Here is a 22,612-nt window from a genome sequence, read left to right on the forward strand (position 1 = left end):
GCGGTTGCGCACGTGATGCGCGATTGCCCGGGGCAACAGCCCAATTGCGTCAGTGCAATGCAGGGCCATGCATTGCACAGTCAGGCGATCCTGGACGATCCGGTACATCGGCCCGGCATCGTGATCGCTGTGTTCGTGACTAGCGCAGGCCTCAGCCTGCAGCGGCATTCAACGACGGCGCCTTGCGGGCCATCAGCTGTGGCCAGCGCTTGAGCACGGCGGCGCGGATGCCGGCTTGGTCGATGCCGGCCTCGGCCAGCAGGTCTTCGCGGCTGGCGTGATGCTGGAAGCTATCGGGCAGGCCCAGGTGCAGGATCGGCATGGTGACGGCTTCGGCGTTGAGCAGTTCCGCCACGCCCGAGCCGGCACCACCGGCAACCACGTTGTCTTCGATGGTGACGAAGCCTTCGTGGGTCTTGGCCAGTTCCAGCAGCATCGTCTTGTCGAGTGGCTTGACGAAGCGCATGTTGACCACGGTCAGGCCGAGTTCGCGCCCGACCGCTTCTGCCGCATCCACGCTCGCGCCAAAGCCCAGCAGGGCAATGCGCGCGCCGCCGTGGCGCAGCTGCGCCTTGCCGATCGGCAGGGTGGCGAGCGTGGTGTCGAGCGCAACGCCAGGACCGGTGCCACGCGGATAACGCACGGCGGCCGGGCCTTCGTAACGCACGCCGGTACTCAGCATCTGCCGGCACTCGGCTTCGTCGGCCGGCGCCATCACCACCATGTGCGGCACGCAGCGCAGGAAGCTCAGATCGAGATTTCCGGCATGGGTGGCGCCGTCGGGACCGACCACGCCGCCGCGATCGATCGCAAACAGCACGTCGAGTTTTTGCACCGCCACGTCATGCACCAGCTGGTCGTAGCCGCGTTGCAGGAAGGTGGAATAGATCGCCACGACCGGCTTGGCCCCCTGCGTGGCCATGCCGGCGGCCAGCGTCACCGCATGCTGCTCGGCGATCGCCACGTCGAAATAGCGTTGCGGATAGTCCTTGCTGAAGCGCACCAGGCCCGAGCCTTCGCGCATCGCCGGGGTGATCACCAGCAGCTTGGGCTCGGCGGCGGCCATGTCGCAGACCCAGTCGCTGAAGACGTCGGTATAGGTCGGCTTCTTGGCGCCGGTCTTGGCCACCAGGCCCTTGCTCGGATCGAACGGGCCGACGGCGTGGTAGCCGATCTGGTCGCCTTCGGCCAGCTCGTAGCCCTTGCCCTTGGTGGTGATGACGTGCAGCAGCTGCGGACCCTTGAGGGTCTTCAGCGTCTTGAGCGCGCCGACCAGGCCGGGCAGGTCGTGACCATCGATGGGGCCGGTGTAATGGAAGCCCATTTCCTCGAACAGCGTGGAGGGCACGAACATGCCTTTCCAGTGTTCTTCCCAGCGCCGCACGAAGCGCGCAGTGGGGTTGTTCTTCTTGTCGCCAAGGATCTTCTTGCCGCCTTCGCGGATGGCGTTGAGCGTACGGCTGCCGCTGGCGCGGCCCAGCATCTTGGTCAGCCCGCCCACCGCTTCGGAGATCGACATGCGGTTGTCGTTGAGGATCACCAGCAGGTTCGGTTCCGGGTCCATGCCGCCGGCATGGTTGAGTGCTTCGTAGACCATGCCGGCGGTCATCGCGCCGTCGCCGATCACCGCCACCACCTTGCGGTCGTCGCCATTGCGTTGCGCGGCGATCGCCATGCCGAGCGCGGCCGAGATCGAGGTCGACGAATGGCCGACGCCGAAGGTGTCGTAAATGCTCTCTTCGCGCTTGGGGAACGGCGCCACGCCGTCTTTCTGCTTGACCGTGTGGATCTGGTCGCGCCGGCCGGTGAGGATCTTGTGCGGGTAGGTCTGATGACCGACATCCCATACCAGCTGATCGACCGGGGTCTGATACAGGTAGTGCAGGGCGACGGTGAGTTCGATCACGCCCAGGCCGGCCGCAAAGTGCCCGCCGCTCTTGCCCACCGACTCGATGAGATAGGCGCGCAGTTCTTCCGCGATCGTCGTGAGGTCGGCCTCGTCGAAGCGACGCAGATCGTCGGGGGTCTGGATGCGGGACAGGCGCGGATAGCGGGTGGAGTCGATCATCATCGTGTCACTGTTCTGAAACTCCATTGTCCTCCCCATGCGAAGGCCCGGCAAGCAAACCGGTTCAGCTGTCAGCGGGCGGTGACGACACGCCGGTGTCAATAGAGGCAAGATGATGCGGGCAGGTGCGATGCCGGCAGTTGGCTGCGGCAATTTGCCGCACCCGGGCGCAACCGCAGGCGCGAGATCCATGCGGGCGCTGGCACAGAGCGCGGTTGGCATTACACATGGCACGTCGCCAGAGCCGTGTTGTCAGCCAGGTATTGCCACGGACGACCTGCGTACCGCCATCACCGGTGATGGGCAGCGGCGGATCAGCCAGCTGATAACGACAGCTTGGAGCGCTTCGGCAGCTGCGCGCGCAGAAACGCCATCTGGTCGGAGAGGATGTTGCGGTTGGACAGGATCAGATGCTCGATCCAGCTCGGCCGGTATGGCACCGCCAGCAACGGCATCGACGCCTGCTGCGGGGTGCGGTTGGCCTTGCGCGAATTGCACTGGAAACAAGCGGTGACCACGTTTTCCCAGCTGTCGCGGCCGCCCTTGGAAACCGGCATGACGTGGTCGCGGGTCAGGTGCGGGCGGCTGAAGTGCTGGCCGCAGTACATGCACAACTGCGAGTCGCGCGCGAACAGGGCGGTGTTGCTGAGGGTCGGAGTCGGGTCCAGCGCACGCGAACGGGCATGCCCGCGCGCTGCGATGATGGGATGCAACGCCAGCGTGCTGCGCTCGCCGGTCAGCCGCGAAATGCCACCGTGGATCTCCATGCAGGGCTCGCCCAGCGTCCAGGACACCGCATCGCGGGCATACAGGCAGGCGGCATCTTGCCAGTTGATCCAGTCCAGCACCCGGCCATGCGCATCGAGCGACAGCAGGCGCAGTGCGGGACGTTGCTGGATCGCAGCGACAGCGGTGCCCGCGACCGGGGCGTAGCTGCCTCCCGGGACGATCACATCACCTGCGTGCGTGTCTGTCTCCATCGGGAAAACAGCTTATACCCGATCATTGACAGTTTGTGTATCGCAGCTGGACTCATCGCTTCGGGCGGGTTGCGGGGGGCGCGCCGCGCCACACCAGGGTGATCGTCGCGTGCATGAGCGCTGCCACCCCGCACGTGCTTGCCGCGCCAGCCTTCGTGCTGCATGCGGCAAACACATCAACACGAGATGGCTCAGCTGTCGCCGAACAGCTCCGCTTCCAGTGTCATCAACGGCGTCGCGCCGCTACGAATGGTGGCGGCATGGGTCAGCGTACGCGGCAGCACGCGGGCGAAGTAGAAGCGCGCGGTTTCGCGCTTGGCGCGTTTGAAATCCTCGCCGTGCGCGGAGGTCTCGGCAGCGGCCACGCTGCGCGCCCACCAGTACGCCAGCACTACATAGCCCGAATAGAACAGATAGTCGTAGCTGGCGGCGCCGAGTTCGTCCGGGTTGCGTGTGGCGCGATCGAGCACGTCGCGGGTCAGCATCGCCCACTCGCTGCACTTGTCGCGCAGCGGCTTGATGAATTCGGCCAGCGCTGCGTTGCCTTGCTGCGCATTGGCAAAGGTTTCCACCTCGGCCAGGAACAGCTTCAACCCGGCGGCCTGGCTGGCGGCGGTCTTGCGGCCGATCAGATCCAGCGCCTGGATGCCGGTGGTGCCCTCGTAGATGGTGGTGATGCGCGCATCGCGGGCCAGCTGCTCCATGCCGTATTCGCGGATGTAGCCGTGGCCGCCGAAGCATTGCAGTGCGTGGTAGGTGTTCTCGATCGACCACTCGGTCTGGCAGGCCTTGGAAATCGGGGTGAGAAAGCTTACCAATGTCTCGGCATCGGCGCGCTCCTGCTCGGTGGCGCCACGGTGCGACACATCGACCAGGCTGGCCGCATGCAGCGCCAGCAGGCGGCTGCCTTCGGTCAGCGACTTGATGGTCAGCAGCATGCGGCGCACGTCCGGGTGCACGATGAGCGGGTCGGCCGGTTTATCGGGGAACTTGGCGCCGCTGAGCGCGCGCGATTGCAGACGCTCGCGGCTGTAACGCAGGGCATTTTGATAGGCGCGCTCGGATAGGCCGATGCCCTGCAGGCCCACGCTCAGGCGTGCGGTATTCATCATCGTAAACATCGCCTGCAGTCCCTTGTGCGGCTGCCCGACCAGATAGCCTTGCGCACCGTCGAAGTTCATCACGCAGGTCACCGAGCCCTTGATGCCCATCTTGTGCTCGATCGAACCGCAGTGCAGCGCGTTGCGCTCGCCGACGTTGCCGTCGCGGTCAACCTTGAACTTGGGGGTGACGAACAGCGAGATGCCCTTGGCACCGGCCGGCGCATCCGGCAATTTGGCCAGCACCAGGTGCACGATGTTGTCGGTGAGGTCGTGTTCGCCGGCAGTGATGAAGATCTTGGTGCCGGTGATGGCGTAGCTGCCGTCGGCGTTGGGGTCGGCGCGGGTCTTGAGCAGGCCCAGGTCGGTGCCGCAATGCGGCTCGGTCAGGCACATGGTGCCGGTCCAGCGGCCGTCGGTCAGCGGTTTGAGGAACGCCTCCTGCTGCCAGGCCTCGCCGTGCTGACGCAGCGCTTCCATCGCGCCGTGCGAGAGCAGCGGGAAGTTGCCCCAGGCCAGGTTGGCCGAGTTGATCATTTCGCTCAACGGCACGCCCAGCGTGTGCGGCATGCCCTGACCACCGAATTGTGGCTCGGCGGTAAGCCCGTTCCAGCCGCCTTCGACGAACTGGTCGTAGGCCGCACGGAAGCCGGGCGGGGTGGTCACCGCGTGGGTGCTCTTGTCGAACGCGCAGCCGATTTCATCGCCGATGCTGTTGAGCGGCGCAAGCACCTGCGAGGTGAAGCGGGCGGCCTCTTCGAGCACGGCGTCGATGATGTCGGTGCTGGCGTCGGGATAGCCAAGCCGCGCGAACAAGGCGTGTGCGCCGAGCACGTCGTGCAGGGCAAAACGGAAATCGGTCAGCGGGGCGGTGTAGCTGCTCATGCGGGGTCCTTCAAACGGGTGCGGAAGGGCGTGCGCGTCAGCGCAGCACGCCGTTGAGGCCGGGGGCCGGGCTGAGCGTGTTGTGCGACTCGACCGGGAAGTCGCGCTGTTTCTTGTCCTGCGGCGTCGCCCACACCGTGCCCTTGAGTGTGTAAGGCAGCGAGCGGCCACCAGCGAGCACGTCGGCAATGGTGAGGCGTCCCAGCGAGGTGGGTTGCACGCTGAGGGTCACCACGTCGGCGGTTTCCGGGCCGATCGAGATGCCCACGGTCTGGTCGAGCTTGCCCGCCAGCTGGTCGCCTGCAGACATTTCCAGCGCCACGCGCTCGAACTGCATCGGGATGCTGCTGTAGTTCTGCAGCCGCAGATCGACCGACCACGAGCCGTCGGCACGCACGGTGAGCTGCTGGATGCTGGCAGCCGGTTCGGACACGCGGCGTACCGCGCCGCCGCAGGCGCTCAGCAGCAGGCCGCAGGCCAGCGATACGATCAGGAGGCGATAGGCACGGCGCATGTACGGAAGTCCTTGGCGGAATGAGGCGGCGCCCAGAATACTACGCAGTACGGTCGCTGCCTTGCCGCGCGCGACGGGCCGCTGCAGCGGGCCAATCAGGTCGCGCGGTCACAGCAGCGGCGCGGCCACGATCAGTGGCGACAGGTCGTATCCCATCTGGGTGGCCTTGGCCTTGAGCTGCTCGAACTGCGCGCGTTGCATCTGTGGCGAGCGCGACAGGATCCACAGGTACTGGCGATCCGGCTCACCGACCACTGCCCATTGGTAATCCGGGTCGAGCGCGATCACCCAATAGTCTGCCCATACCAGCGGCAACCAGCTCAGCCAATCCGGGGCGAAGCGCACCTGCAACTGCCCGGGGTGGCCATCGACCGGTCGCGCCACGCCATCGGCCTGGGTCAATGCGCCTTTGGTGGTGCGGCAGCCGTTGTGCACGCCGATCAAGCCATCGTCGCGCAAGGTGTAGCGGGCGGTGATGTCGCTGCGGCATTTCTTCTGGAACGACACCGGCAAATGCGCGATCTCGTGCCACTGGCCTGCGTAGCGGGAGATGTCCAGGTGCGGCACCGCACGCACCGGCTGTTGGGCAAAGGCGGCCAATGGCAGCAGGACAACGAACGACAACAGCAGGCGGGGCAGGGACATGACAATCTCCTTGGGACGCGCGCAGGCTAGGCCATGCCGCCCGCCGCGCGGCGTGAACCGGCGCAAGAATCCGCCGCTGCCGCGTCGGCGCGCAACAAAGTTCGTCGCAACGCTTGCCCAAACTGCGCCTGCTCGCTATGATGCGCGTCCTCGCAACGCAGGCAGCATGTTGCGACAGTGGCCGAGTAGCTCAGTTGGTAGAGCAGGGGATTGAAAATCCCCGTGTCGGCGGTTCGATTCCGTCCTCGGCCACCATTTGAAAGTCTTGCAGCGCAGGTGTTTTCCCCTTGGTGCTGCGATCGAGTTAACCCCCCGGTTTTGAATGTGATCCGTTTTTTGCACCCGTTGCAGGAATGTGCAGTTGCGTTGCGTCCACTGCAAGGTGCTACGGCGACAGGTTGCGTCTCGCAGCACCGATTGATACGGGCGCCCTCCGCCGGGCCTGCGTTGGCAAGGCTTCCCGGTTATCGCCGGATCCGCCGCCTCTCTGTATAGCGCCATGCGATGGCGTCGATTTTGCACCGTGTTGCGGATGCGGTGTCGCTGCGCGCGTCTGCGCTCTGCGCGTGATCGGGCAACGCTGCGCCGCTTGCGCGATCAGCAAGCAGGACCGTGGTTTGAATGCCGGCGGCAGCTTTGGAAACCCGCGGTATTTCCACGTGGTCTTCAACCGCCTGCAGCGATACTTGCGCGCATGACGCACAAGACACTTCGACGCACATTGATTCACGGGTATTGCGGCGAATTCCGCGTGGAGACGATGGAAAGTCAGGCTCCTGGCGCGACGCTGTGGCTGTCGACCGCATTTGTGTATCACCGTGATCGCGCCTCCCCGATCGCAACGATCGAAGGTGCCGGGCAGGGCGAATATCGCGGTGATGCACGCGAGCAAGCGCTACGTGTCGGCTCCTGTCTGGCGGAATTCCTGGATCCAAAGGAATACCGGCCCTGAGAGCCGGCCTCGGTAAGGGGAAGGCTGGCAGCTGTGTCGAAGGCGCGCGCCTGGCGATCGTGCCGGCGCATCGTCGGGCGCTGAAACAGCAACGCACGCTGAGACGATTAACGGCCCGCGTGCGTGTCGTTGTTCGCCTCGCGCCGATAGACGAACAAGCGTGGCGCTTTGGCTGCGACCTGGCGTTCGCCGGCAGTGAATGAGAACCCGATATCGGCCAGCATGCGCGACAGCGCGTTGGCATTGCCCCGGCCCGGGTCACTGATGACGATCTCGCAGGAGGGCCTGGCCAGCGCGGGAATCAACTTGGCCAGCATGGTGGCGTGACGTGTTTCGTAGAGCACGTCGCTGGCGATGATCATGTCGAACTGGCCCATGTTCGACGCACCGGTGTCCCAGTCCAGCCGCCGATACGGCACCGAGTCCAGTGCGTTGAGCGCGGCGTTGTAGGCCAGGAAGACTTCCGCCAACGGATGGTGGTCGCTTGCGACCACATCGGCGCCGCGCCTGCGCAGCACCAGACTCGCCAGCCCCAGGCCGCACCCGAGCTCGAGGATGCGCTTGCCTTCGATCGGATGCGTGGCCATCGCTTCGGCCAGGAATTGACCGGCAGGCCAGACCTGTCCGAACAGGCTCCACTGCGCCGACGAAATGCCTGCGTCTGCGGCACTGTCGTCGGGGTCGGCGTATTGCTGTTTATCGGCCAGCGCGCGGATGACATAGGTCAGTTGCCCGAAGGTCAACGTGTGAATCTGGGTCTGATAGCCCGGCATGATGGCATCGCATGGTCGCCAGAACCCGCGCTGGCTGGAAAACGCGCGCAACGGCGCCAGGACGGCCGGACGAAGCGCAAGAGCTGCTTGCTGCCCGCGCATGCTACGGCAAACACGCCGGGCGCGTGTTGTCCAGCGCTGCCCGCGGCATCGCGCATGGTGGGCCTCGTCGAGCGATCACGCACTGCTCCATGGCCGATCGCATTGGCGACTGCAGCCGTATGGGAAAGGCTCACGGATGTGAGGAATCAACTCACCGCGCACCACTAGACTGTGGCCACGGGAATGGCCCCGCGGAGAACATCACTTGAACGATCCCGGTCACGGAGAGCTACGGGCGCCTCACATCAGCCAATCGCGGAGTCTTCCTGTCGAGAAGCATCGCTCGGATATCTTCTTCGCCGCAGTGGAAACCACGCGGATGCCGATGACGGTCACCGACCCGCATCTGCCGGATAACCCGATCGTCTTCGCCAACCGCGCATTCCTGGAAATGACCGGATATGCGGCCGACGAGATCATTGGTAAGAACTGTCGATTCTTGCAGGGGCCGGAAACCGACCGGTCCAGCGTCGACGATGTGCGCGAATCGATTCAAACCCGACGCGAGTTCGCCACCGAGGTGCTGAATTACCGCAAGGATGGGTCGTCGTTCTGGAATGCGTTGTTCGTCTCGCCGGTGTTCGACGACAAGGGCAACCTGGTCTATTTCTTCGGCTCGCAGCTGGACGTGAGCCGCCGCCGTGACGCTGAGGATGCATTGCGGCAGGCACAGAAGATGGAAGCGTTGGGACAGCTGACCGGCGGCATTGCGCACGATTTCAACAACCTGTTGCAGGTGATGTCCGGGCATCTGGAGGTGATCCAGATGATGGTCAACAAGGGCGGTGACAATACCCAGCGCATCGCGTTCAGTGCCGAGCACGCGGCAGCCGCGGCGGCCAAGGCGGCGACGTTGACCCAGCAATTGCTGGCGTTTTCGCGCAAGCAGAAGCTGCGCGGGCGCGTGGTCAACCTCAATGGCCTGGTGTCGGGCATGAACAACATGGCCGAGCGCGTGCTGGGTGGCGGCATCACCATGCATCAGGCGCTGGAAGAGCGGCTGTGGAATTGTCAGATCGACACCACGCAGGCCGAGGTGGCGTTGTTGAATGTATTGATCAACGCGCGCGATGCGATGGCGCAGGCCGAGCGCAAGCGGGTCACCGTGCAGACGCAGAATGTGGAGATCACCAGCCACGATCTGGCGATGTACCACCAGCTGGCGCCAGGCCGTTATGTGAGCCTGGCGGTGAGCGATACCGGTTCCGGCATGCCGCCGGATGTCGTCAGCCGGGTGATGGAGCCGTTCTTCACCACCAAGGACGAAGGACAGGGCACCGGACTTGGGCTGTCGATGGTGTACGGCTTCGTCAAGCAGTCTGGCGGCACCGTGCGCATCTACAGCGAAGTGGGCGAAGGCACCACGGTGCGGTTGTATTTCCCCGCATCCAGCGAATTTGCCAACGATCTGCAGGCCGTCAAGAGTCGTGCGATCGACAAGGGCGGCAACGAAACCATTCTGATCGTGGAAGACAAGCAGGATGTGTCGGTGGTGGCGCAGATGTTTCTGGAAGGTGCCGGTTATCGCATCCTGACCGCGTCCAGCGGACGCGAGGCGATCGAGGTGCTGGAGCAGCATCCGGAAGTGGATGCGTTGTTTACCGATCTGATCATGCCCGGCGGCATGAATGGCGTGGTGCTGGCGCGTGAAGCACGCCGCATGCTGCCCAGGATCAAGATCCTGCTCACCACCGGTTACGCCGATGCCAGCATTCAGCGCACCGATGTGGGCGGTGCGGAATTCGGCGTGGTCAACAAGCCGTATACGCAGAAGGAGTTGCTCAAGCGGGTCCGCATGTTGCTGGACGGGCCGACCGGAGTCGGCTGAGGATGCATGCATCCGGGTAGTGCAATGCCCGGATCGCGCGCCGCTGGTCAATGCGATCGTGCGGCGGCTGCGTCGCCGGTATGCGCTGCGCTCCGCTTGTCGCGCCTAAGGAGCGGCCAGCGAGCCGAAGCTAGCCCGTGCGAGCAGTTCTCGGGGGGGCATGGACGGCGCGCAGGATCCGCAGGGCGCACGTGATGCCCGTCAATCCCGGGCGTTGGCCGCGTTGGCCCGACGAGTGAGCGCAGTCGTCTGCCGGGTGCTCTGAATCTTGGCGTACTTAGAGCAGCTAACAAGACCTAGCGAGCGCCTGTCAGTGAGTGCAGTGGTTTTGTCGGCCGTATCTTGGGGATGCAGTCAGAAGTCCAGATCAAACACCGAGTGGGTCGAATGCGCGGTGCCCTCACCGCTCGCGGGACACGCCGTGAATCCATCCCTGGAGGCTCGGTGGCGGCATCCATGCCGCCACACGGTCCCGCAAGCGGCGAGCACACCACACCAGAGACTCCGCTGGTTGCTTGGTTTAAACCCATGCATGCCGACCATCTCGACTGGTCCTTGCCCGCCCAGCGTCGCGGGATACGCTGCAAGTACGTCCTTGTCAGCGCTTACGCGGCATCCATGCCGCGTAAGGTCCCGCGACGCTGGACGGGCAAGGGCCCTGCAGCCAGGCCGCAGATCAGCCGACCTGCAGTAGGCTGACGCGAGGTCGTCTTGTTAGCCGCTCTTACTCTTCGCTCATCGGTGCGACATAGCCATCCGGCTTGTCGGCGTTGCGCTCGAACAGGAACTTCTGCAGCTCGGCTTCGAGGAATGCGCGGTGCTTGGGGTCGCGCGGAGAGAGCCGGTTTTCGTTGATCAGCATGGTCTGGTGCGCCAACCATGCCTGCCATGCGGACTTGCCGATCTGCGCGAACACGCGCTGGCCGAGCTCGCCGGGATAGGGCACAAAATCCAGGCCTTCGGTGTCGCATTGCTGGTACTGACAGAACACGGTGCGGGACATGCGAATTCCTTTGAAGAGTGCGCCTGATAGGGCCGGCGCTCTAGAGGGCGTCTAGCAGTTTGCGGATCGGCGCCGGCAGGCCCAGCGATGCGAGATCGGCGCGGGCGACCCAGCGCAGATCGTCATTGTCGCGTACCGCCGGGCGCAGCGCGACCTGGCGGATGCGCAACGGCTGCAGATGCAGGCGGTAATGGCTGAAGGTATGCACGATCAGTGGCATTTCGTCGGCGCGTTCGTAGTTGCCATCCACATGCGCAGCGAACCATGCGCGCATGCCGCTATCGGTCTCGGCCTGCGGTAGCGTCCACAGCGAGGCCCAGATGCCGCTCGGCGGGCGGCGCTGCAGCAGGATCTGCCTGTCGGCGTTTTCCAGCAGCAAGGCGGTGGCTTCGCGCTCGGGTAGTTGCTTGCCGGGCTTGGGCGTGGGCAGTGCCTCGACCAGCCCATCGCGGCGCGCCACGCAATCGTCCTGCAGCGGGCATAGCACGCAGGCCGGTTTTGCACGTGTGCACAGCGTGGCGCCGAAATCCATCTGCGCCTGGGTGTAGTCGGCCAGGCGGCCGGCTGGAACCTGCGCGACATGCGTCGTCGCCAGTTGCCACAACTGTTTTTCGATCAGCGGCAGGCCGGGATAACCTGCAATGCCGTGGAAGCGCGTCAGCACGCGTTTGACGTTGCCGTCCATGATCGCGAAGCGGTCGTTCCAGGCCTGGCTGAGGATGGCGCCAGCGGTGCTACGGCCGATGCCGGGCAGCGCCAGCAGCGCATCGAAATCGCGCGGCAGCTCGCCACCGTGCAGGGCGACGCACTGCCTGGCAGCGGCATGCAGATTGCGTGCGCGTGCGTAGTAGCCCAGCCCCGCCCAATGCGCCATCACCGTGTCGTTGTCGGCCGCAGCCAGATCGGCCAGGGTCGGGAAGCTGGCGACGAACTTCTGGAAGTACGGAATGACCACCGCGACCTGGGTCTGCTGCAGCATGATTTCCGACAGCCAGACCCGGTATGGCGCGCGCGGATGTTGCCAGGGCAGGTCGTGACGCCCGTGGCCGTCGAACCAGTGCAGCAACGGGGCGACGAAGGCGTCAGCGGATGAAACGGCGAGATCTGCGGGCATGAGGTCTGCTGGCGGTGAAGGAGGGCGGTGCTGGGCACAAGCGCGGTGTTGCGGTGGCGATCTCAGCGCAATGGAAACGCAATGCAGACCAGGCACTGCTGGCAGAAGAATCCTTCATCGCCAGGCCAATGCGGCGCCTGAGGTGCGTGGTAGTAAGACACCGCAGCATCGCTGCACTGTGTTGCACGCAGCGCGGCGGGCATGGGGCGCGCGAACTCCAGCACGCGTTTGGCACGCGACCAGCCGTGCGACACCTGCTGCACCGCGCAGCCGGCCTGCAACGCGCTTGCGTACAGTGGCTGCAGATGCGGGCAGGCGTCTTCCATTCAGCTGCCCAATGCTTCCGGCAGCAAGGCATCGACGAAGGCGACCGGGTCGAACACGCGGAGGTCTTCCGGGCGTTCGCCGATGCCGGCAAAACGGATCGGAATATTGAACTCGCGCGCCAGCGCGAACACCACGCCGCCCTTGGCGGTGCCATCGAGCTTGGTCACCACCAGGCCGGTGACGCCAACCGCGGCATGGAACTGGCGCAGCTGCGAGATGGCGTTCTGGCCGGTGGTGCCGTCGATGACCATCAGCACCTCGTGTGGTGCGGCGGGGTCGATCTTGCCGAGCACGCGGCGGATCTTGCCCAGCTCGTTCATCAGGCCGGTCTGGGTGTGCAGGCGGCCGGCGGTGTCGGCGATCAACACCTCGGTGCCGCGCGCCTTGGCGGCCTGCAATGCGTCGAATGCCACCGAGGCGGCATCGGCGTTCTGTCCCTGCGCGATCACGGCCACGCCGTTGCGATCACCCCAGGCCTGCAATTGCGCCACCGCAGCGGCGCGAAAGGTGTCGCCGGCGGCCAGCATCAGGCTATTGCCATCGTCCTTGAATCGCTTGGCCAGCTTGCCGATGGTAGTGGTCTTGCCGACGCCGTTGACGCCGACGGTGAGTACCACGAACGGCTTGGCCGAGCGGTCGATGACCAACGGCTTGGATACCGGCTGCAGCAGCGCGATGAGATCGGCGCGCAAGGCCTTGAACATCGCCTGCGCATCGACGAATTCGCGCGACTTCATGCGCTTGCGCAGCCCTTCGACCAAGGCGGTGGTCGCGCCGATGCCGACGTCGGCGGTGATCAGCGCGGTTTCGATCTCGTCGAGCAGATCGTCGTCGAGCTTGGGATTGCGCGAGAACAGACCGCCGAAGCTGCGCGCGAACGTGCTGTTGCGCAGGCGGTCGCGCCAGCCCGGTTTTCCGGCCGGGGCGGCCGGTAGCGTGTCTTCCCGGCCGTCGATGCTGTCGGTGTCGGACGTGGCCGGCGACGGGGTGCTGATAACGGCGGGGGCGACGACGGGCGCAGCGACGGGCGGCAACACGGGATGCGCAGGTGTCGCGGCAGCCGGCGCAACGACAGGCGGTGTGGCAGGCGGTGCAGGGGACAGGGCGGCTGGCGCAGCCGCCGGAGCCGAGCCGTGCGAGGGCGTCGCCGGCGTGCTCGGTGGCGGTGCGGGCGCGCGTTGCGGCTGCGCGACAATCGACGGCACCACCACCTGCGGTGGAGCGCTGGGGATGGAAGCCGGGGTTGGATCGGGCAGCGCCTGCAATGCCGACGGCGCGGGCGTTGGCTGCGGCGCGGGGGCAGTCGGCACCGCGGCGATGCTTTGCGCCTGGCCAGTGCGCGCGGCGATGTCCTGCGCAAGCTGTTCGGCCGGCGCCGCGGGTGCGAGGGACGCAGGCGCGGCCGGCGCTGTGGTCGATGCCGTGTCGGGATCCGCAGTCGGCATCGCCTCGACCGGCGACACCGGCGTGGCGGTGGATGGCGCAGTCGGGAAGGCGGCTGCCAGTTCTTCCAGGCTGTAGCGCGAGGTACGCGCGCTGTCGGGCGTGGTTGGCTTGTTACGGCGGAAAAAGCTGGCCATTGGCAACGCAGTAGGGGAAACCCGACATTCTACCATCCGGGTCCCGTGCCGCCTTGACGCGTCCTTCAGTGGCGTCCTCTGCGCGGCATCGCGCCGCGTGCTGCATCGGCGTCAGGAATGCGCGGTAAATTGCGATGCCGGCTTGTCGCATATCCTGCCGAATTCGGCATTTGTGCCAGGCATGTGGCAACGCGCGCTGTCGGGCTTACAGCTGGCCCTTGAGCGCGCGGTAATCGCGCGGGGTCATGCCGACCGTGGCCTTGAACTGACGCGCGAAGGCGCTCTGGTCGGCGAAGCCGCAGCGTTGCCCGATGCTGGCGATGCTGTCGTCGCCGTACAGCAGCCGCATCGCCGATTCGATGCGCAGCTTGGTCAGCAGTTGCTGCGGGGTGACCTGAAACACGCGGCGGAAGTGCCGCTCCAGCTGCGCCACCGACAGCCCGGCCAGATCGGCCAGGCTCTGCACGCGCAGGTTGTCGCCGAAATTGGCCTGCATGTGCTCCATCACCTGGCTCAGGCGCTCGTATGCCGAGTGGCGGCTGTCGGGCTGGCCCAGGTCGCGCGAAATACCGACCACGCCGATCACCTCGTTTGCCTCGCACAGCGGGCGCTTGAACGTCAGGCACCAGCCGGGCAGGCGGTTGGGATACAGATGCACTTCGAGCTGGTTGTCGATGAGCTCGCCGCACAGCACGCGGCGGTCCTGCATCATGTAGCTGCCGCCCAGCGGCAGCGGGAACACTTCCAGCGGCGAGCGGCCGATGATTTCGCTGCGCAGCTTGCGCCCGAGCCGGCGCACCAGGGTCAGGTTGCAATGGCTGTAGCGGCCCTCGCTGTCCTTGATGAAGAACACCACGTCCGGCAGTGCATCGAACAGCGTCTGCATTTCCAGCGCGGGAAGGTTGAGGTCCATCGGCGTCATGGTGGCGGTCACGATTTGACGGCTGCACGAAGGTGCGGCCCAGCGATGATCCTAGCGCAAACGCGAGGCTGTGAATCAGGTTGTCGATTGTGCGGATTTCCGCATTTGCACTTCGCATTGGACGCTAGTCGCCCGCGGGTCGGCAATGGGAGCATGCGTCATGCACACCATCGACGTCATCGACTCCCATACGGCTGGCGAACCCACCCGCGTGGTCCTCTCCGGTTTCCCCGATCTGGGCGACGGCGATCTGGCGCAGTGCCGCGAGCGTTTCCGCGGCGATTTCGACCAGTGGCGCAGCGCGATCGCCTGCGAGCCGCGCGGCTCGGACACCATGGTCGGCGCCTTGCTGCTGCCGGCGCGCGACCCTGCTGCCTGCACCGGAGTGATCTTCTTCAATAACGTCGGCTATCTGGGCATGTGCGGGCACGGCACCATCGGGGTGGTCCGCACCCTGGCCGAGCTGGGGCGCATCGGCCCTGGCCAGCACCGCATCGAGACCCCGGTCGGCACGGTAGGCGTGGAACTGGCCGCCGACGGCACGGTGTCGGTGGACAATGTCGAGAGCTACCGCTTTGCGGCGGGTGTGGAGGTGGACGTGCCCGGACACGGCCGGGTGCGCGGCGACGTGGCCTGGGGCGGCAACTGGTTCTTCATCACCGAACAGGCGCCGTGCGTGCTCGATCTGGCGCATCAGCGCGAGTTGACCGCGTACACCGAGGCGGTCCGGCTGGCGCTGGACGCGGCCGGCATCACCGGCGAGGCCGGTGGCGAGATCGACCATATCGAAGTCAACGGCGCCGCGCCCGACGGCAGCGGCGTGGCGCGCAACTTCGTGCTGTGCCCAGGGCTGGCCTATGACCGCTCGCCCTGCGGCACCGGCACCAGCGCCAAGCTGGCCTGTCTGGCCGCCGACGGCAAGCTGGGCGAGGGCGAGCGCTGGGTGCAGCAGGGCATTCTGGGCAGTGCGTTCGAGGGTAGCTATCGCCTGAGCGGGCGCGGCATTGCACCGCGCATCAGCGGGCATGCCCATGTCACGGCGCGCTCGCAGTTGGTGATCGACCCGGCCGACCCGTTCGCGTGGGGCATCGTTGCCTGATGGACACGCTGCGGCCAGCATCGGAGGGCGTTGGCGGCATGCCGGCCGCCGATGCCGCGCTGGCCGCTGTGTCCACACGCCGCAGCTACGACCTGATTGTGGTGGGCGCGGGCATTGTCGGCGCAGCCTGTGCCGAGGCGGCGGCTGGCGAAGGTCTGCGCGTGGCGATCGTCGAGCCGGGGTCGATCGGCGGCGGTTCCACCGCCGCGGCGATGGGGCACCTGGTGGCGATGGACGACGACCCGGCCGAGCTGGCGTTGTCGGCCTACTCGCTGCGGTTGTGGGAACGGTTTGCGCACTTGAACGAGGCCGAATTCAGCCGCTGCGGCACGCTGTGGGTGGCACGCGATGCGCGCGAACTGGCTGCGGTGCCGGCCAAGATCGCCCGGCTGGCTGCGGCCGATCTGCATGCCGAGGCCGTCGATGCGGCGCAGTTGTACGCACTGGAGCCGCAGCTGGTGTCGGGTCTGGCCGGCGGCATGCGCGTACCCGATGAAGCCGTGGTGTATCCGCCACGGGTGGCGCGGCATCTGGTGAGCCTGGCCTGCAGGGCCGGCGCGCAGCTGTTTGCCGGCCGCAAGGTGGAGCAGCTGCAGGCGCATGGGGTGCGTCTGGATGATGGACAGGTGCTGGCCGGGCCGGTGCTGGTGGCCAGCGGCGTGGCCCTGCCGCAGTTGCTGCCGGAGCTGGCGGTGCGTCCGCGCAAGGGCCATCTGGTCATCACCGATCGCCATCCGGGGGTGATCCGGCATCAGTTGCTGGAGTTGGGCTACGCCGATTCGGCGCATGGCGCCGACGACACCAGCGTGGCGTTCAATGTGCAGCCGCGACCGACCGGGCAGATCCTGATCGGCTCCTCGCGCCAGTTCGGCGAGGACGATCGCGCGCTGTCGATGCCGGTGTTGCAGCAGATGCTGCAGCGCGCATTCGCGTATCTGCCGGTATTGCGCGAGTTGCAGGCGATCCGGGTGTGGACCGGTCTGCGTCCGGCCACGCCGGACGGGCGCCCGTATCTGGGGGCAGTGCCCGGCCGGCGCGATGTGTGGGTGGCCGCCGGTCACGAGGGCCTGGGTGTCACCACGGCGCTGGGGAGCGCACGGGTGATCGTGGACAGCCTGCTCGGACGCACCCCGGCGATCGACCCGGCGCCGTACGCGCCGGCGCGCGCCGTGCACGGCGCGGCGGCATGAGCGCGACCGTGCGCCTGTACGTGGATGCGCAGCCGGTCGACGTGCCGGCCGGTGCCAGCGTCGCGGCCGCAGTGGCGCTGGCAACGCTGCACTTTCGACAATCGTGCAGCGGCCAGCCACGTGCGCCGTTGTGCGGCATGGGGGTGTGTTTCGAATGCCGCGTGCGCATCGACGGCATTGGCCAGCAACGCGCGTGCATGGTGGATGCGCGCGACGGCATGCAGGTGCGCACCGATGGCTGAGCGCGTGCAGCATTTCGATGTGCTGGTGATCGGCGCCGGTCCGGCCGGCCTGGCGGCGGCACAGGCGGCGGCCAGTCATGGCATGCGGGTGGGCGTGGTGGACATGCAGCCGCGTGCCGGCGGGCAGGTGTGGCGCAGTGATGTGCGGCATGGCGCGCCAGCCGATGCGCGCGCGTTGCTGCAGCAGGTGCTGGGCGATGCATCGATCACGCTGTTGACGCAGACGCAGATTCTGTTGGCGAAGCCGGGTTGGCTGTTGGCCGATGGCCCGGACGGCACGCTGCAACTGCATTACGCTGCCTTGGTGCTGGCCACCGGCGCACGTGAATTGCTGCTGCCATTTCCGGGCTGGACCTTGCCCGGTGTCACCGGTGCCGGCGCGGCGCAGGCGCTGGCCAAACAGGGCTGGCCGCTGGCCGGCAAGCGCGTGGTCGTCGCTGGCAGCGGCCCGCTGCTGCTGGCCAGTGCGGCCACGCTGCAACGGCATGGCGCACGGGTGCTCGGCATCCATGAACAGGCCTCTGCCACTGCATTGCAGCAGTTCGCGCTGCAGTTGTGGCGCTGGCCGGGCAAGGCCGCGCAGGCGGTGGCGCTGCGGCTGCAGCTACGCGCGGTGGCGTATCGCGCCGGCAGTTGGGTGGTTGCCGCACATGGCGATACGCAATTGCGCGAGGTCGAGATCGAAGGGCGCGCGGGCCGCACGCGTATCGCCTGCGATCAACTGGCGGTGGGCTATGGCCTGGTGCCCAATACCGAACTGGCGCAATTGCTGGGGTGCCAGCTGGACGCGTGCGGCGCGCATCAACAGGTGCAGGTGGATGCGCTGCTGCGCACCAGCGTGACCCAGGTCTTCGCGGCCGGCGAAGCCTGCGGTATCGGCGGACGCGATTGCGCGTTGATCGAAGGCGCGATGGCCGGACATATGGCGGCCGATGCCCCGGACGCCGCATTACGCCTGCAGCCCCGGCGAAAAGCCGCGCGTGCGTTCGCGCACCTCTTGCAACAGCAGTTCGCACTGGATCCACGGATCCGCACGCTGGCACAGCCCGACACGCTGGTGTGCCGCTGCGAAGACGTGTCGCTGGCTGCGTTGGACAACTTCAACGATGCACGCGAGGCCAAGCTGGCCTCGCGCTGCGGCATGGGCGCCTGCCAGGGCCGCATCTGCGGCACCGCGCTGACCGAACTGGGGCGTTGTCCGCCCGAGCTTTCCACCGACGCCGGCCGCCGGCCGCCGTTGTTCCCGGTCCGCCTCGCGGCGCTGGCCGACTCGTTCACTTCCGACTCGCAAGGGAATCATCCATGAGTATTGCTGCGTTCTGGCACGGCGTGTTGCCGGCCATCACCACCCCGTTCACCGCCTCCGGCGAGATCGACCACGACTTCCTGGGCAAGCACGCCAATCAACTGGTGGACGCCGGCTGCACCGCGATCGTGCCGCTGGGTTCGCTGGGCGAGGCGGCCACCTTGAGCGTGGACGACAAACTGGCCGTGCTCAAGACGTTGATCACCGCATTGAACGGCCGCGTGCCGGTGGTACCGGGTATCGCCAGCCTGGCCACCGGTGAAGCGGTGGCGCTGGCCAAGGCGGCCAAGGAACTCGGTTGCGGCGGGCTGATGGTGTTGCCGCCGTACGTGTACTCCACCGATTGGCGCGAGATGGGCGCGCACGTGCGTGCGGTGATCGGCGCCACCGATCTGCCGGTGATCCTGTACAACAACCCGGTGGCCTACAAGACCGACTTCGGTCCGGCGCAGATCGCCGAGCTGGCGGCGGAATTTCCCAATCTGCAGGCAGTGAAGGAATCTTCCGGCGATGTGCGCCGTTTTGCCGCGCTGCAGGAACTGCTGGGCGCGCGTCTGTCGCTGCTGGTCGGCATGGACGATGCCATCGTCGAAGGTCTGAGCATGGGCGCCAAGGGCTGGATCGCGGGTCTGGTCAACGCCTATCCCAAGGAGTCGGTGCGCCTGTTCGAACTCGCGCGCGATGGCGGCTACCCGGCGGCCAAGGAGTTGTACAACTGGTTCCTGCCGCTGCTGCGTCTGGATACCGTGCCCACCTTCGTGCAGCTGATCAAACTGGTGCAGGAAAAGGTGGGCATGGGCAGCGAGCGCGTGCGTGCGCCGCGGCTGGTGGTCGCCGGTGCCGAGCGCGAGGCTGCACTGAAGGTCATCGACCATGCCATCGCCACCGCGCCGAAGGTGTCCTGAAAATGGTCTCTGCCGCGCGCCGCCAAGCGTGCGGTGCGCGGAGTGCACGTGAAGCGCTGGTGGATGTAGTGAAATGTTTGTCGATGCGGCTGCAGCACAGTGCAGCCGTCTCGACGTGTTGGTCGGCTACCCTCACCATGTGCGCAGTGGCCGATTCCATGCAACTCAAGGTGCCGCAATGAACGAAACCATCCAACCCATCCTGCTGGCCGGGCAGTGGCAACCCAGCCGCGCCGCGACCGGCAGCTTCCGCGCCGCCGATCCAAGCACGGGCGAGGCGATCGGGCCGCACTTCCCGGTCAGCGGTGCGGACGACGTGGAGACTGCGGTTGCGGCAGCGCAGGCGGTTGCATCAGAACTGGCTGCGGCACCGGTCGAACGCATCGCGGCATTTCTGGATGCCTACGCCGATGCGCTGGATGCCGATGCCGACACGCTGGTGGCGCTGGCACATGCCGAAACCGCCTTGCCTGCGCCCACGCGCTTGCGTGGCAATGAACTGCCACGCACCAGTGGCCAGTTGCGTCAGGCCGCGCAGGCGGTGCGCAGCTACAGCTGGACCCAGCCCATCATCGACAGCGCTGCCGATCTGCGTGCGCATCTGGCCCCGCTCGGCAAGCCGGTGCTGGTGTTCGGGCCGAACAATTTCCCGTTTGCCTTCAATGCGATCGCCGGCAGCGATTTCGCCTCTGCCATCGCCGCGCGCAACCCGGTGATCGCCAAGGCGCATCCGCTGCATCCGGCCACCAGCCAGCGCATGGCGCAGCTGGCGCACGCAGCATTGGTCGCGGCGGGCCTGCCGGCTGCGGCGGTGCAGTTGCTGTATCACTTCGACAACGCGATCGGCCTGCGGCTGGCGGGCGATGCGCGGTTGGGCGCCATCGGGTTCACCGGCAGCCGCGCCGGTGGCCTGGCGCTGAAGGCCGCTGCCGACGCGGCCGGCGTTGCGTTCTATGCCGAACTGTCCAGCGTCAACCCGGTGTTCCTGTTGCCGGGCGCGCTGGCCGAACGCGGCGCAGCCCTGGCGCAGGAATTCTTTGCATCGTGCACCCTGGGCAGTGGCCAGTTCTGCACCAATCCAGGTGTGGTGGTGGTGCCGCACGGCGAGGCAGGCGATGCGTTCGTGCAGGCCACCACCGAACACTTCGATGCGGCGATGCCGCTGGTGTTGTTCTCGGCCGCCGGTGTGGCCGGTGTCCAGCATAGCGTGGCGAGCCTGCGCGCTGCCGGTGCGGCCCTGTTGTCCGGCGGGCATACGGGAGAGGATGGTTACCGCTATGCGCCGACCTTGCTGCGCGTGGATGCAGAGGCGTTCATCGCCAACCCGCAGGCATTGCAGACCGAAGCGTTCGGCCCGGTCAGCCTGTTGGTACGCGCACGCGATGTGGCCGAAATGGTGCAGGTGGCGGCTGCATTCGAAGGCAATCTCACCGGCACGTTGTATCGCGCCGCCGATGGCAGCGACGATGCCGCCTGGCAGGCCATCGCGCCGGTGCTGCGCGCACGCGTCGGTCGGTTGATCAACAGCAAGATGCCGACCGGCGTGGCGGTGAGCGCGGCGCAGAATCATGGCGGCCCGTTCCCGAGTACCGGGCATCCGGGATTCACCGCCGTGGGCATGCCCGGTTCGATCCGCCGCTTCGCTGCATTGCATAGTTACGATGCGGTGCCCGATGCGCTGCTGCCGGCCGAGTTGCGCCAGCGCAATCCCGGCGGCGTGGCGCGTCTGGTCGATGGGCAGTGGAGCACGGCCGATCTCGGAGCGGGCAAATGAGCAACCAGATCGGCGGGCTGTCGCTGGAACAGGCGCGCGCGCAATTGACGCCGTGGGCACAGCGTGCCGCGCCGATCGCCGCGGACGAATATCAACGGCGTATCGAACGCGCGCGTAGCCTGATGCGTGCGCAGGGCGTGGATGCGTTGCTGGTCGGTGCGGGCACCTCGCTGCGGTACTTCACCGGGGTGCCGTGGGGGGCGAGCGAGCGTCTGGTCGCATTGCTGCTGACCTTGACGGGCGACCCGGTGTTGATCTGTCCTGCCTTCGAGGAAGGCTCGCTGGATGCGGTCCTGCAACTTCCCGTTTCCAAGTGGCTGTGGGAAGAACACCACGACCCGTACGCGCTGGTGGCGCAGGCCATGGCCGAACGCCACGCGCATGCATTGGCGCTGGATCCAGGCATCGCCTTTGCCGTGCATACCGGTCTGCGCGCGCATCTGGGCACGGCGATCCGCGACGCCGGCGCCATTATCGATGGCTGCCGCATGTGCAAGTCGCCGGCCGAATTGGCGCTGATGCAACAGGCCTGCGACATGACCTTGCTGGTGCAGCAACTGGCTGCCGGCATCGCCCACGACGGCATCGGCACCGATCAACTGGTGCGCTTCATCGACGAGGCGCATCGCGCGTTAGGTGCGGACAACGGCTCGACCTTCTGCATCGTGCAGTTCGGTCATGCCACTGCATTTCCGCACGGCATCCCCGGCGTGCAGCACCTGCGCGACGGCGAACTGGTGCTGATCGATACCGGCTGCACCGTGCAGGGCTACCATTCCGATATCACCCGCACCTGGATCTATGGCGCGCCCAGCGAGACGCAACGGCGTATCTGGGACCTGGAACGGGCCGCGCAGGCGGCGGCGTTTGCGGCGGTTCGCCCAGGGGTGGCGTGCGAAGCGGTGGACCAGGCTGCGCGCAACGTGCTGGAAGCGGCCGGGCTGGGCCCGGACTATCGCCTGCCCGGCCTGCCGCACCGCACCGGCCACGGCTGTGGCCTGGCCATCCACGAAGCGCCGTATCTGGTGCGCGGCAACGCCTTGCCGCTGCAGCCAGGGATGTGCGCCAGCAACGAACCGATGATCGTGATGCCGGGTCACTTCGGTGTGCGGCTGGAAGACCACTTCTATGTCACCGAGGCAGGCGCGCAGTGGTTTACGCCGCCGTCGCTGGCGATCGATCGACCGTTTGCATAACTGCCTTGTGCGCCCACGCAGTAATTCCGGGCGCGTTGACGCACGAAGAACGCCGCCGCTAGCGCCTTTGGCGCTCGAGTGTGCGATGACCACGTTGTTGCATCGCG

Annotated in this window: 20 protein-coding genes and 1 tRNA gene; 10 read left to right on the forward strand and 11 right to left on the reverse strand. The window is 66.5% G+C overall.

Annotated elements, in window-relative coordinates; genetic code table 11:
• Positions 1-151: 151 nt before the first annotated feature.
• From dxs to GGR62_RS13380, 5 genes are all read right to left on the reverse strand, one after another.
• Positions 152-2,068, reverse strand: a complete 1,917-nt coding sequence (dxs, locus tag GGR62_RS13360; protein WP_184408454.1) for a 1-deoxy-D-xylulose-5-phosphate synthase — start codon at positions 2,066-2,068, stop codon at positions 152-154.
• Between the two features lie 314 nt (positions 2,069-2,382).
• Positions 2,383-3,048 carry an HNH endonuclease gene (locus tag GGR62_RS13365; RefSeq protein ID WP_184408365.1) on the reverse strand — a complete coding sequence of 222 codons (666 nt, stop codon included), beginning with the start codon at positions 3,046-3,048 and terminating at the stop codon, positions 2,383-2,385.
• Between the two features lie 191 nt (positions 3,049-3,239).
• Entirely contained in the window at positions 3,240-5,033 is a 1,794-nt protein-coding gene (locus tag GGR62_RS13370) for an acyl-CoA dehydrogenase C-terminal domain-containing protein (protein ID WP_184408366.1), read from the reverse strand.
• A 37-nt stretch (positions 5,034-5,070) separates the two neighbouring features.
• The gene (locus tag GGR62_RS13375) at positions 5,071-5,547 is read right to left on the reverse strand and encodes an LEA type 2 family protein (RefSeq protein ID WP_184408367.1); all 477 of its coding nucleotides are present in this window, start codon (positions 5,545-5,547) and stop codon (positions 5,071-5,073) included.
• Between the two features lie 108 nt (positions 5,548-5,655).
• Positions 5,656-6,192, reverse strand: coding sequence for a lipocalin family protein (locus GGR62_RS13380; RefSeq protein ID WP_184408368.1), 537 nt, complete (start codon positions 6,190-6,192; stop codon positions 5,656-5,658).
• Between the two features lie 179 nt (positions 6,193-6,371).
• Between GGR62_RS13380 and GGR62_RS13385 the strand changes: the two genes are divergently transcribed.
• Together GGR62_RS13385 and GGR62_RS13390 are read left to right on the forward strand one after the other, a co-directional pair.
• Positions 6,372-6,447, forward strand: a tRNA-Phe gene (locus tag GGR62_RS13385).
• A gap of 439 nt (positions 6,448-6,886) precedes the next feature.
• Positions 6,887-7,144 (forward strand): hypothetical protein, encoded by a 258-nt coding sequence (locus GGR62_RS13390; protein ID WP_184408369.1) that lies wholly within the window; start codon positions 6,887-6,889, stop codon positions 7,142-7,144.
• Between the two features lie 107 nt (positions 7,145-7,251).
• On the opposite strand, the gene GGR62_RS13395 is transcribed toward GGR62_RS13390, so the two are convergent.
• Entirely contained in the window at positions 7,252-7,917 is a 666-nt protein-coding gene (locus tag GGR62_RS13395; protein WP_184408370.1) for a methyltransferase domain-containing protein, read from the reverse strand.
• A gap of 307 nt (positions 7,918-8,224) precedes the next feature.
• On the opposite strand from GGR62_RS13395, the gene GGR62_RS13400 reads away from it, so the two are divergent.
• Positions 8,225-9,847, forward strand: coding sequence for a hybrid sensor histidine kinase/response regulator (locus tag GGR62_RS13400; protein ID WP_184408371.1), 1,623 nt, complete (start codon positions 8,225-8,227; stop codon positions 9,845-9,847).
• A 724-nt stretch (positions 9,848-10,571) separates the two neighbouring features.
• On the opposite strand, the gene GGR62_RS13405 is transcribed toward GGR62_RS13400, so the two are convergent.
• The 5 genes from GGR62_RS13405 to GGR62_RS13425 form a co-directional block, all read right to left on the reverse strand.
• Positions 10,572-10,850 carry an oxidative damage protection protein gene (locus GGR62_RS13405; protein WP_016902008.1) on the reverse strand — a complete coding sequence of 93 codons (279 nt, stop codon included), beginning with the start codon at positions 10,848-10,850 and terminating at the stop codon, positions 10,572-10,574.
• Between the two features lie 40 nt (positions 10,851-10,890).
• Entirely contained in the window at positions 10,891-11,964 is a 1,074-nt protein-coding gene (gene mutY / locus GGR62_RS13410; RefSeq protein ID WP_184408372.1) for an A/G-specific adenine glycosylase, read from the reverse strand.
• 62 nt (positions 11,965-12,026) lie between these two features.
• Positions 12,027-12,290 carry a hypothetical protein gene (locus tag GGR62_RS13415; protein WP_104536945.1) on the reverse strand — a complete coding sequence of 88 codons (264 nt, stop codon included), beginning with the start codon at positions 12,288-12,290 and terminating at the stop codon, positions 12,027-12,029.
• Positions 12,291-13,871, reverse strand: a complete 1,581-nt coding sequence (gene ftsY, locus GGR62_RS13420) for a signal recognition particle-docking protein FtsY (RefSeq protein WP_184408373.1) — start codon at positions 13,869-13,871, stop codon at positions 12,291-12,293.
• Between the two features lie 205 nt (positions 13,872-14,076).
• Positions 14,077-14,793 (reverse strand): AraC family transcriptional regulator, encoded by a 717-nt coding sequence (locus tag GGR62_RS13425; RefSeq protein ID WP_184408455.1) that lies wholly within the window; start codon positions 14,791-14,793, stop codon positions 14,077-14,079.
• Between the two features lie 160 nt (positions 14,794-14,953).
• Between GGR62_RS13425 and GGR62_RS13430 the strand changes: the two genes are divergently transcribed.
• The 7 genes from GGR62_RS13430 to GGR62_RS13460 all read left to right on the forward strand — a co-directional run bounded on the left by GGR62_RS13430 (position 14,954) and on the right by GGR62_RS13460 (position 22,505).
• A complete protein-coding gene (locus GGR62_RS13430; protein ID WP_184408374.1) occupies positions 14,954-15,892 on the forward strand; it encodes a proline racemase family protein in 939 nt (312 codons plus the stop codon).
• A gap of 38 nt (positions 15,893-15,930) precedes the next feature.
• Positions 15,931-17,082 (forward strand): FAD-dependent oxidoreductase, encoded by a 1,152-nt coding sequence (locus GGR62_RS13435; protein WP_184408456.1) that lies wholly within the window; start codon positions 15,931-15,933, stop codon positions 17,080-17,082.
• Positions 17,079-17,324 carry a 2Fe-2S iron-sulfur cluster-binding protein gene (locus tag GGR62_RS13440; RefSeq protein ID WP_184408375.1) on the forward strand — a complete coding sequence of 82 codons (246 nt, stop codon included), beginning with the start codon at positions 17,079-17,081 and terminating at the stop codon, positions 17,322-17,324. Before GGR62_RS13435 ends, GGR62_RS13440 begins: the two co-directional genes overlap by 4 nt.
• Positions 17,317-18,630, forward strand: coding sequence for an FAD/NAD(P)-binding oxidoreductase (locus GGR62_RS13445; protein WP_184408376.1), 1,314 nt, complete (start codon positions 17,317-17,319; stop codon positions 18,628-18,630). The genes GGR62_RS13440 and GGR62_RS13445 overlap by 8 nt, the downstream gene beginning before the upstream one ends.
• On the forward strand, positions 18,627-19,535 hold the full coding sequence (locus GGR62_RS13450) for a dihydrodipicolinate synthase family protein (protein ID WP_184408377.1): 909 nt from the start codon (positions 18,627-18,629) through the stop codon (positions 19,533-19,535). The genes GGR62_RS13445 and GGR62_RS13450 overlap by 4 nt, the downstream gene beginning before the upstream one ends.
• A 178-nt stretch (positions 19,536-19,713) precedes the next feature.
• Positions 19,714-21,309, forward strand: a complete 1,596-nt coding sequence (locus tag GGR62_RS13455; protein WP_184408378.1) for an aldehyde dehydrogenase family protein — start codon at positions 19,714-19,716, stop codon at positions 21,307-21,309.
• The gene (locus tag GGR62_RS13460; RefSeq protein ID WP_184408379.1) at positions 21,306-22,505 is read left to right on the forward strand and encodes a Xaa-Pro peptidase family protein; all 1,200 of its coding nucleotides are present in this window, start codon (positions 21,306-21,308) and stop codon (positions 22,503-22,505) included. The genes GGR62_RS13455 and GGR62_RS13460 overlap by 4 nt, the downstream gene beginning before the upstream one ends.
• Positions 22,506-22,612 lie beyond the last annotated feature (107 nt).

The organism is Xanthomonas sp. 3075, assembly GCF_014197275.1.
Lineage (GTDB): Bacteria > Pseudomonadota > Gammaproteobacteria > Xanthomonadales > Xanthomonadaceae > Xanthomonas > Xanthomonas campestris_B.

Excerpts from the sequence above, each read along its gene's own strand:
- GGR62_RS13440 (WP_184408375.1), top strand. The coding sequence starts at position 17,079 with ATGAGCGCGACCGTGCGCCTGTACGTGGATGCGCAGCCGGTCGACGTG.
- GGR62_RS13395 (WP_184408370.1), bottom strand. The coding sequence starts at position 7,917 with ATGCCGGGCTATCAGACCCAGATTCACACGTTGACCTTCGGGCAACTG.
- GGR62_RS13460 (WP_184408379.1), top strand. The coding sequence starts at position 21,306 with ATGAGCAACCAGATCGGCGGGCTGTCGCTGGAACAGGCGCGCGCGCAA.
- GGR62_RS13445 (WP_184408376.1), top strand. The coding sequence starts at position 17,317 with ATGGCTGAGCGCGTGCAGCATTTCGATGTGCTGGTGATCGGCGCCGGT.
- GGR62_RS13375 (WP_184408367.1), bottom strand. The coding sequence starts at position 5,547 with ATGCGCCGTGCCTATCGCCTCCTGATCGTATCGCTGGCCTGCGGCCTG.
- GGR62_RS13455 (WP_184408378.1), top strand. The coding sequence starts at position 19,714 with ATGAACGAAACCATCCAACCCATCCTGCTGGCCGGGCAGTGGCAACCC.
- dxs (WP_184408454.1), bottom strand. The coding sequence starts at position 2,068 with ATGATCGACTCCACCCGCTATCCGCGCCTGTCCCGCATCCAGACCCCC.
- ftsY (WP_184408373.1), bottom strand. The coding sequence starts at position 13,871 with ATGGCCAGCTTTTTCCGCCGTAACAAGCCAACCACGCCCGACAGCGCG.
- mutY (WP_184408372.1), bottom strand. The coding sequence starts at position 11,964 with ATGCCCGCAGATCTCGCCGTTTCATCCGCTGACGCCTTCGTCGCCCCG.
- GGR62_RS13415 (WP_104536945.1), bottom strand. The coding sequence starts at position 12,290 with ATGGAAGACGCCTGCCCGCATCTGCAGCCACTGTACGCAAGCGCGTTG.
- GGR62_RS13450 (WP_184408377.1), top strand. The coding sequence starts at position 18,627 with ATGAGTATTGCTGCGTTCTGGCACGGCGTGTTGCCGGCCATCACCACC.
- GGR62_RS13425 (WP_184408455.1), bottom strand. The coding sequence starts at position 14,793 with ATGACGCCGATGGACCTCAACCTTCCCGCGCTGGAAATGCAGACGCTG.
- GGR62_RS13405 (WP_016902008.1), bottom strand. The coding sequence starts at position 10,850 with ATGTCCCGCACCGTGTTCTGTCAGTACCAGCAATGCGACACCGAAGGC.
- GGR62_RS13390 (WP_184408369.1), top strand. The coding sequence starts at position 6,887 with ATGACGCACAAGACACTTCGACGCACATTGATTCACGGGTATTGCGGC.
- GGR62_RS13430 (WP_184408374.1), top strand. The coding sequence starts at position 14,954 with ATGCACACCATCGACGTCATCGACTCCCATACGGCTGGCGAACCCACC.
- GGR62_RS13380 (WP_184408368.1), bottom strand. The coding sequence starts at position 6,192 with ATGTCCCTGCCCCGCCTGCTGTTGTCGTTCGTTGTCCTGCTGCCATTG.
- GGR62_RS13370 (WP_184408366.1), bottom strand. The coding sequence starts at position 5,033 with ATGAGCAGCTACACCGCCCCGCTGACCGATTTCCGTTTTGCCCTGCAC.
- GGR62_RS13435 (WP_184408456.1), top strand. The coding sequence starts at position 15,931 with ATGCCGGCCGCCGATGCCGCGCTGGCCGCTGTGTCCACACGCCGCAGC.
- GGR62_RS13365 (WP_184408365.1), bottom strand. The coding sequence starts at position 3,048 with ATGGAGACAGACACGCACGCAGGTGATGTGATCGTCCCGGGAGGCAGC.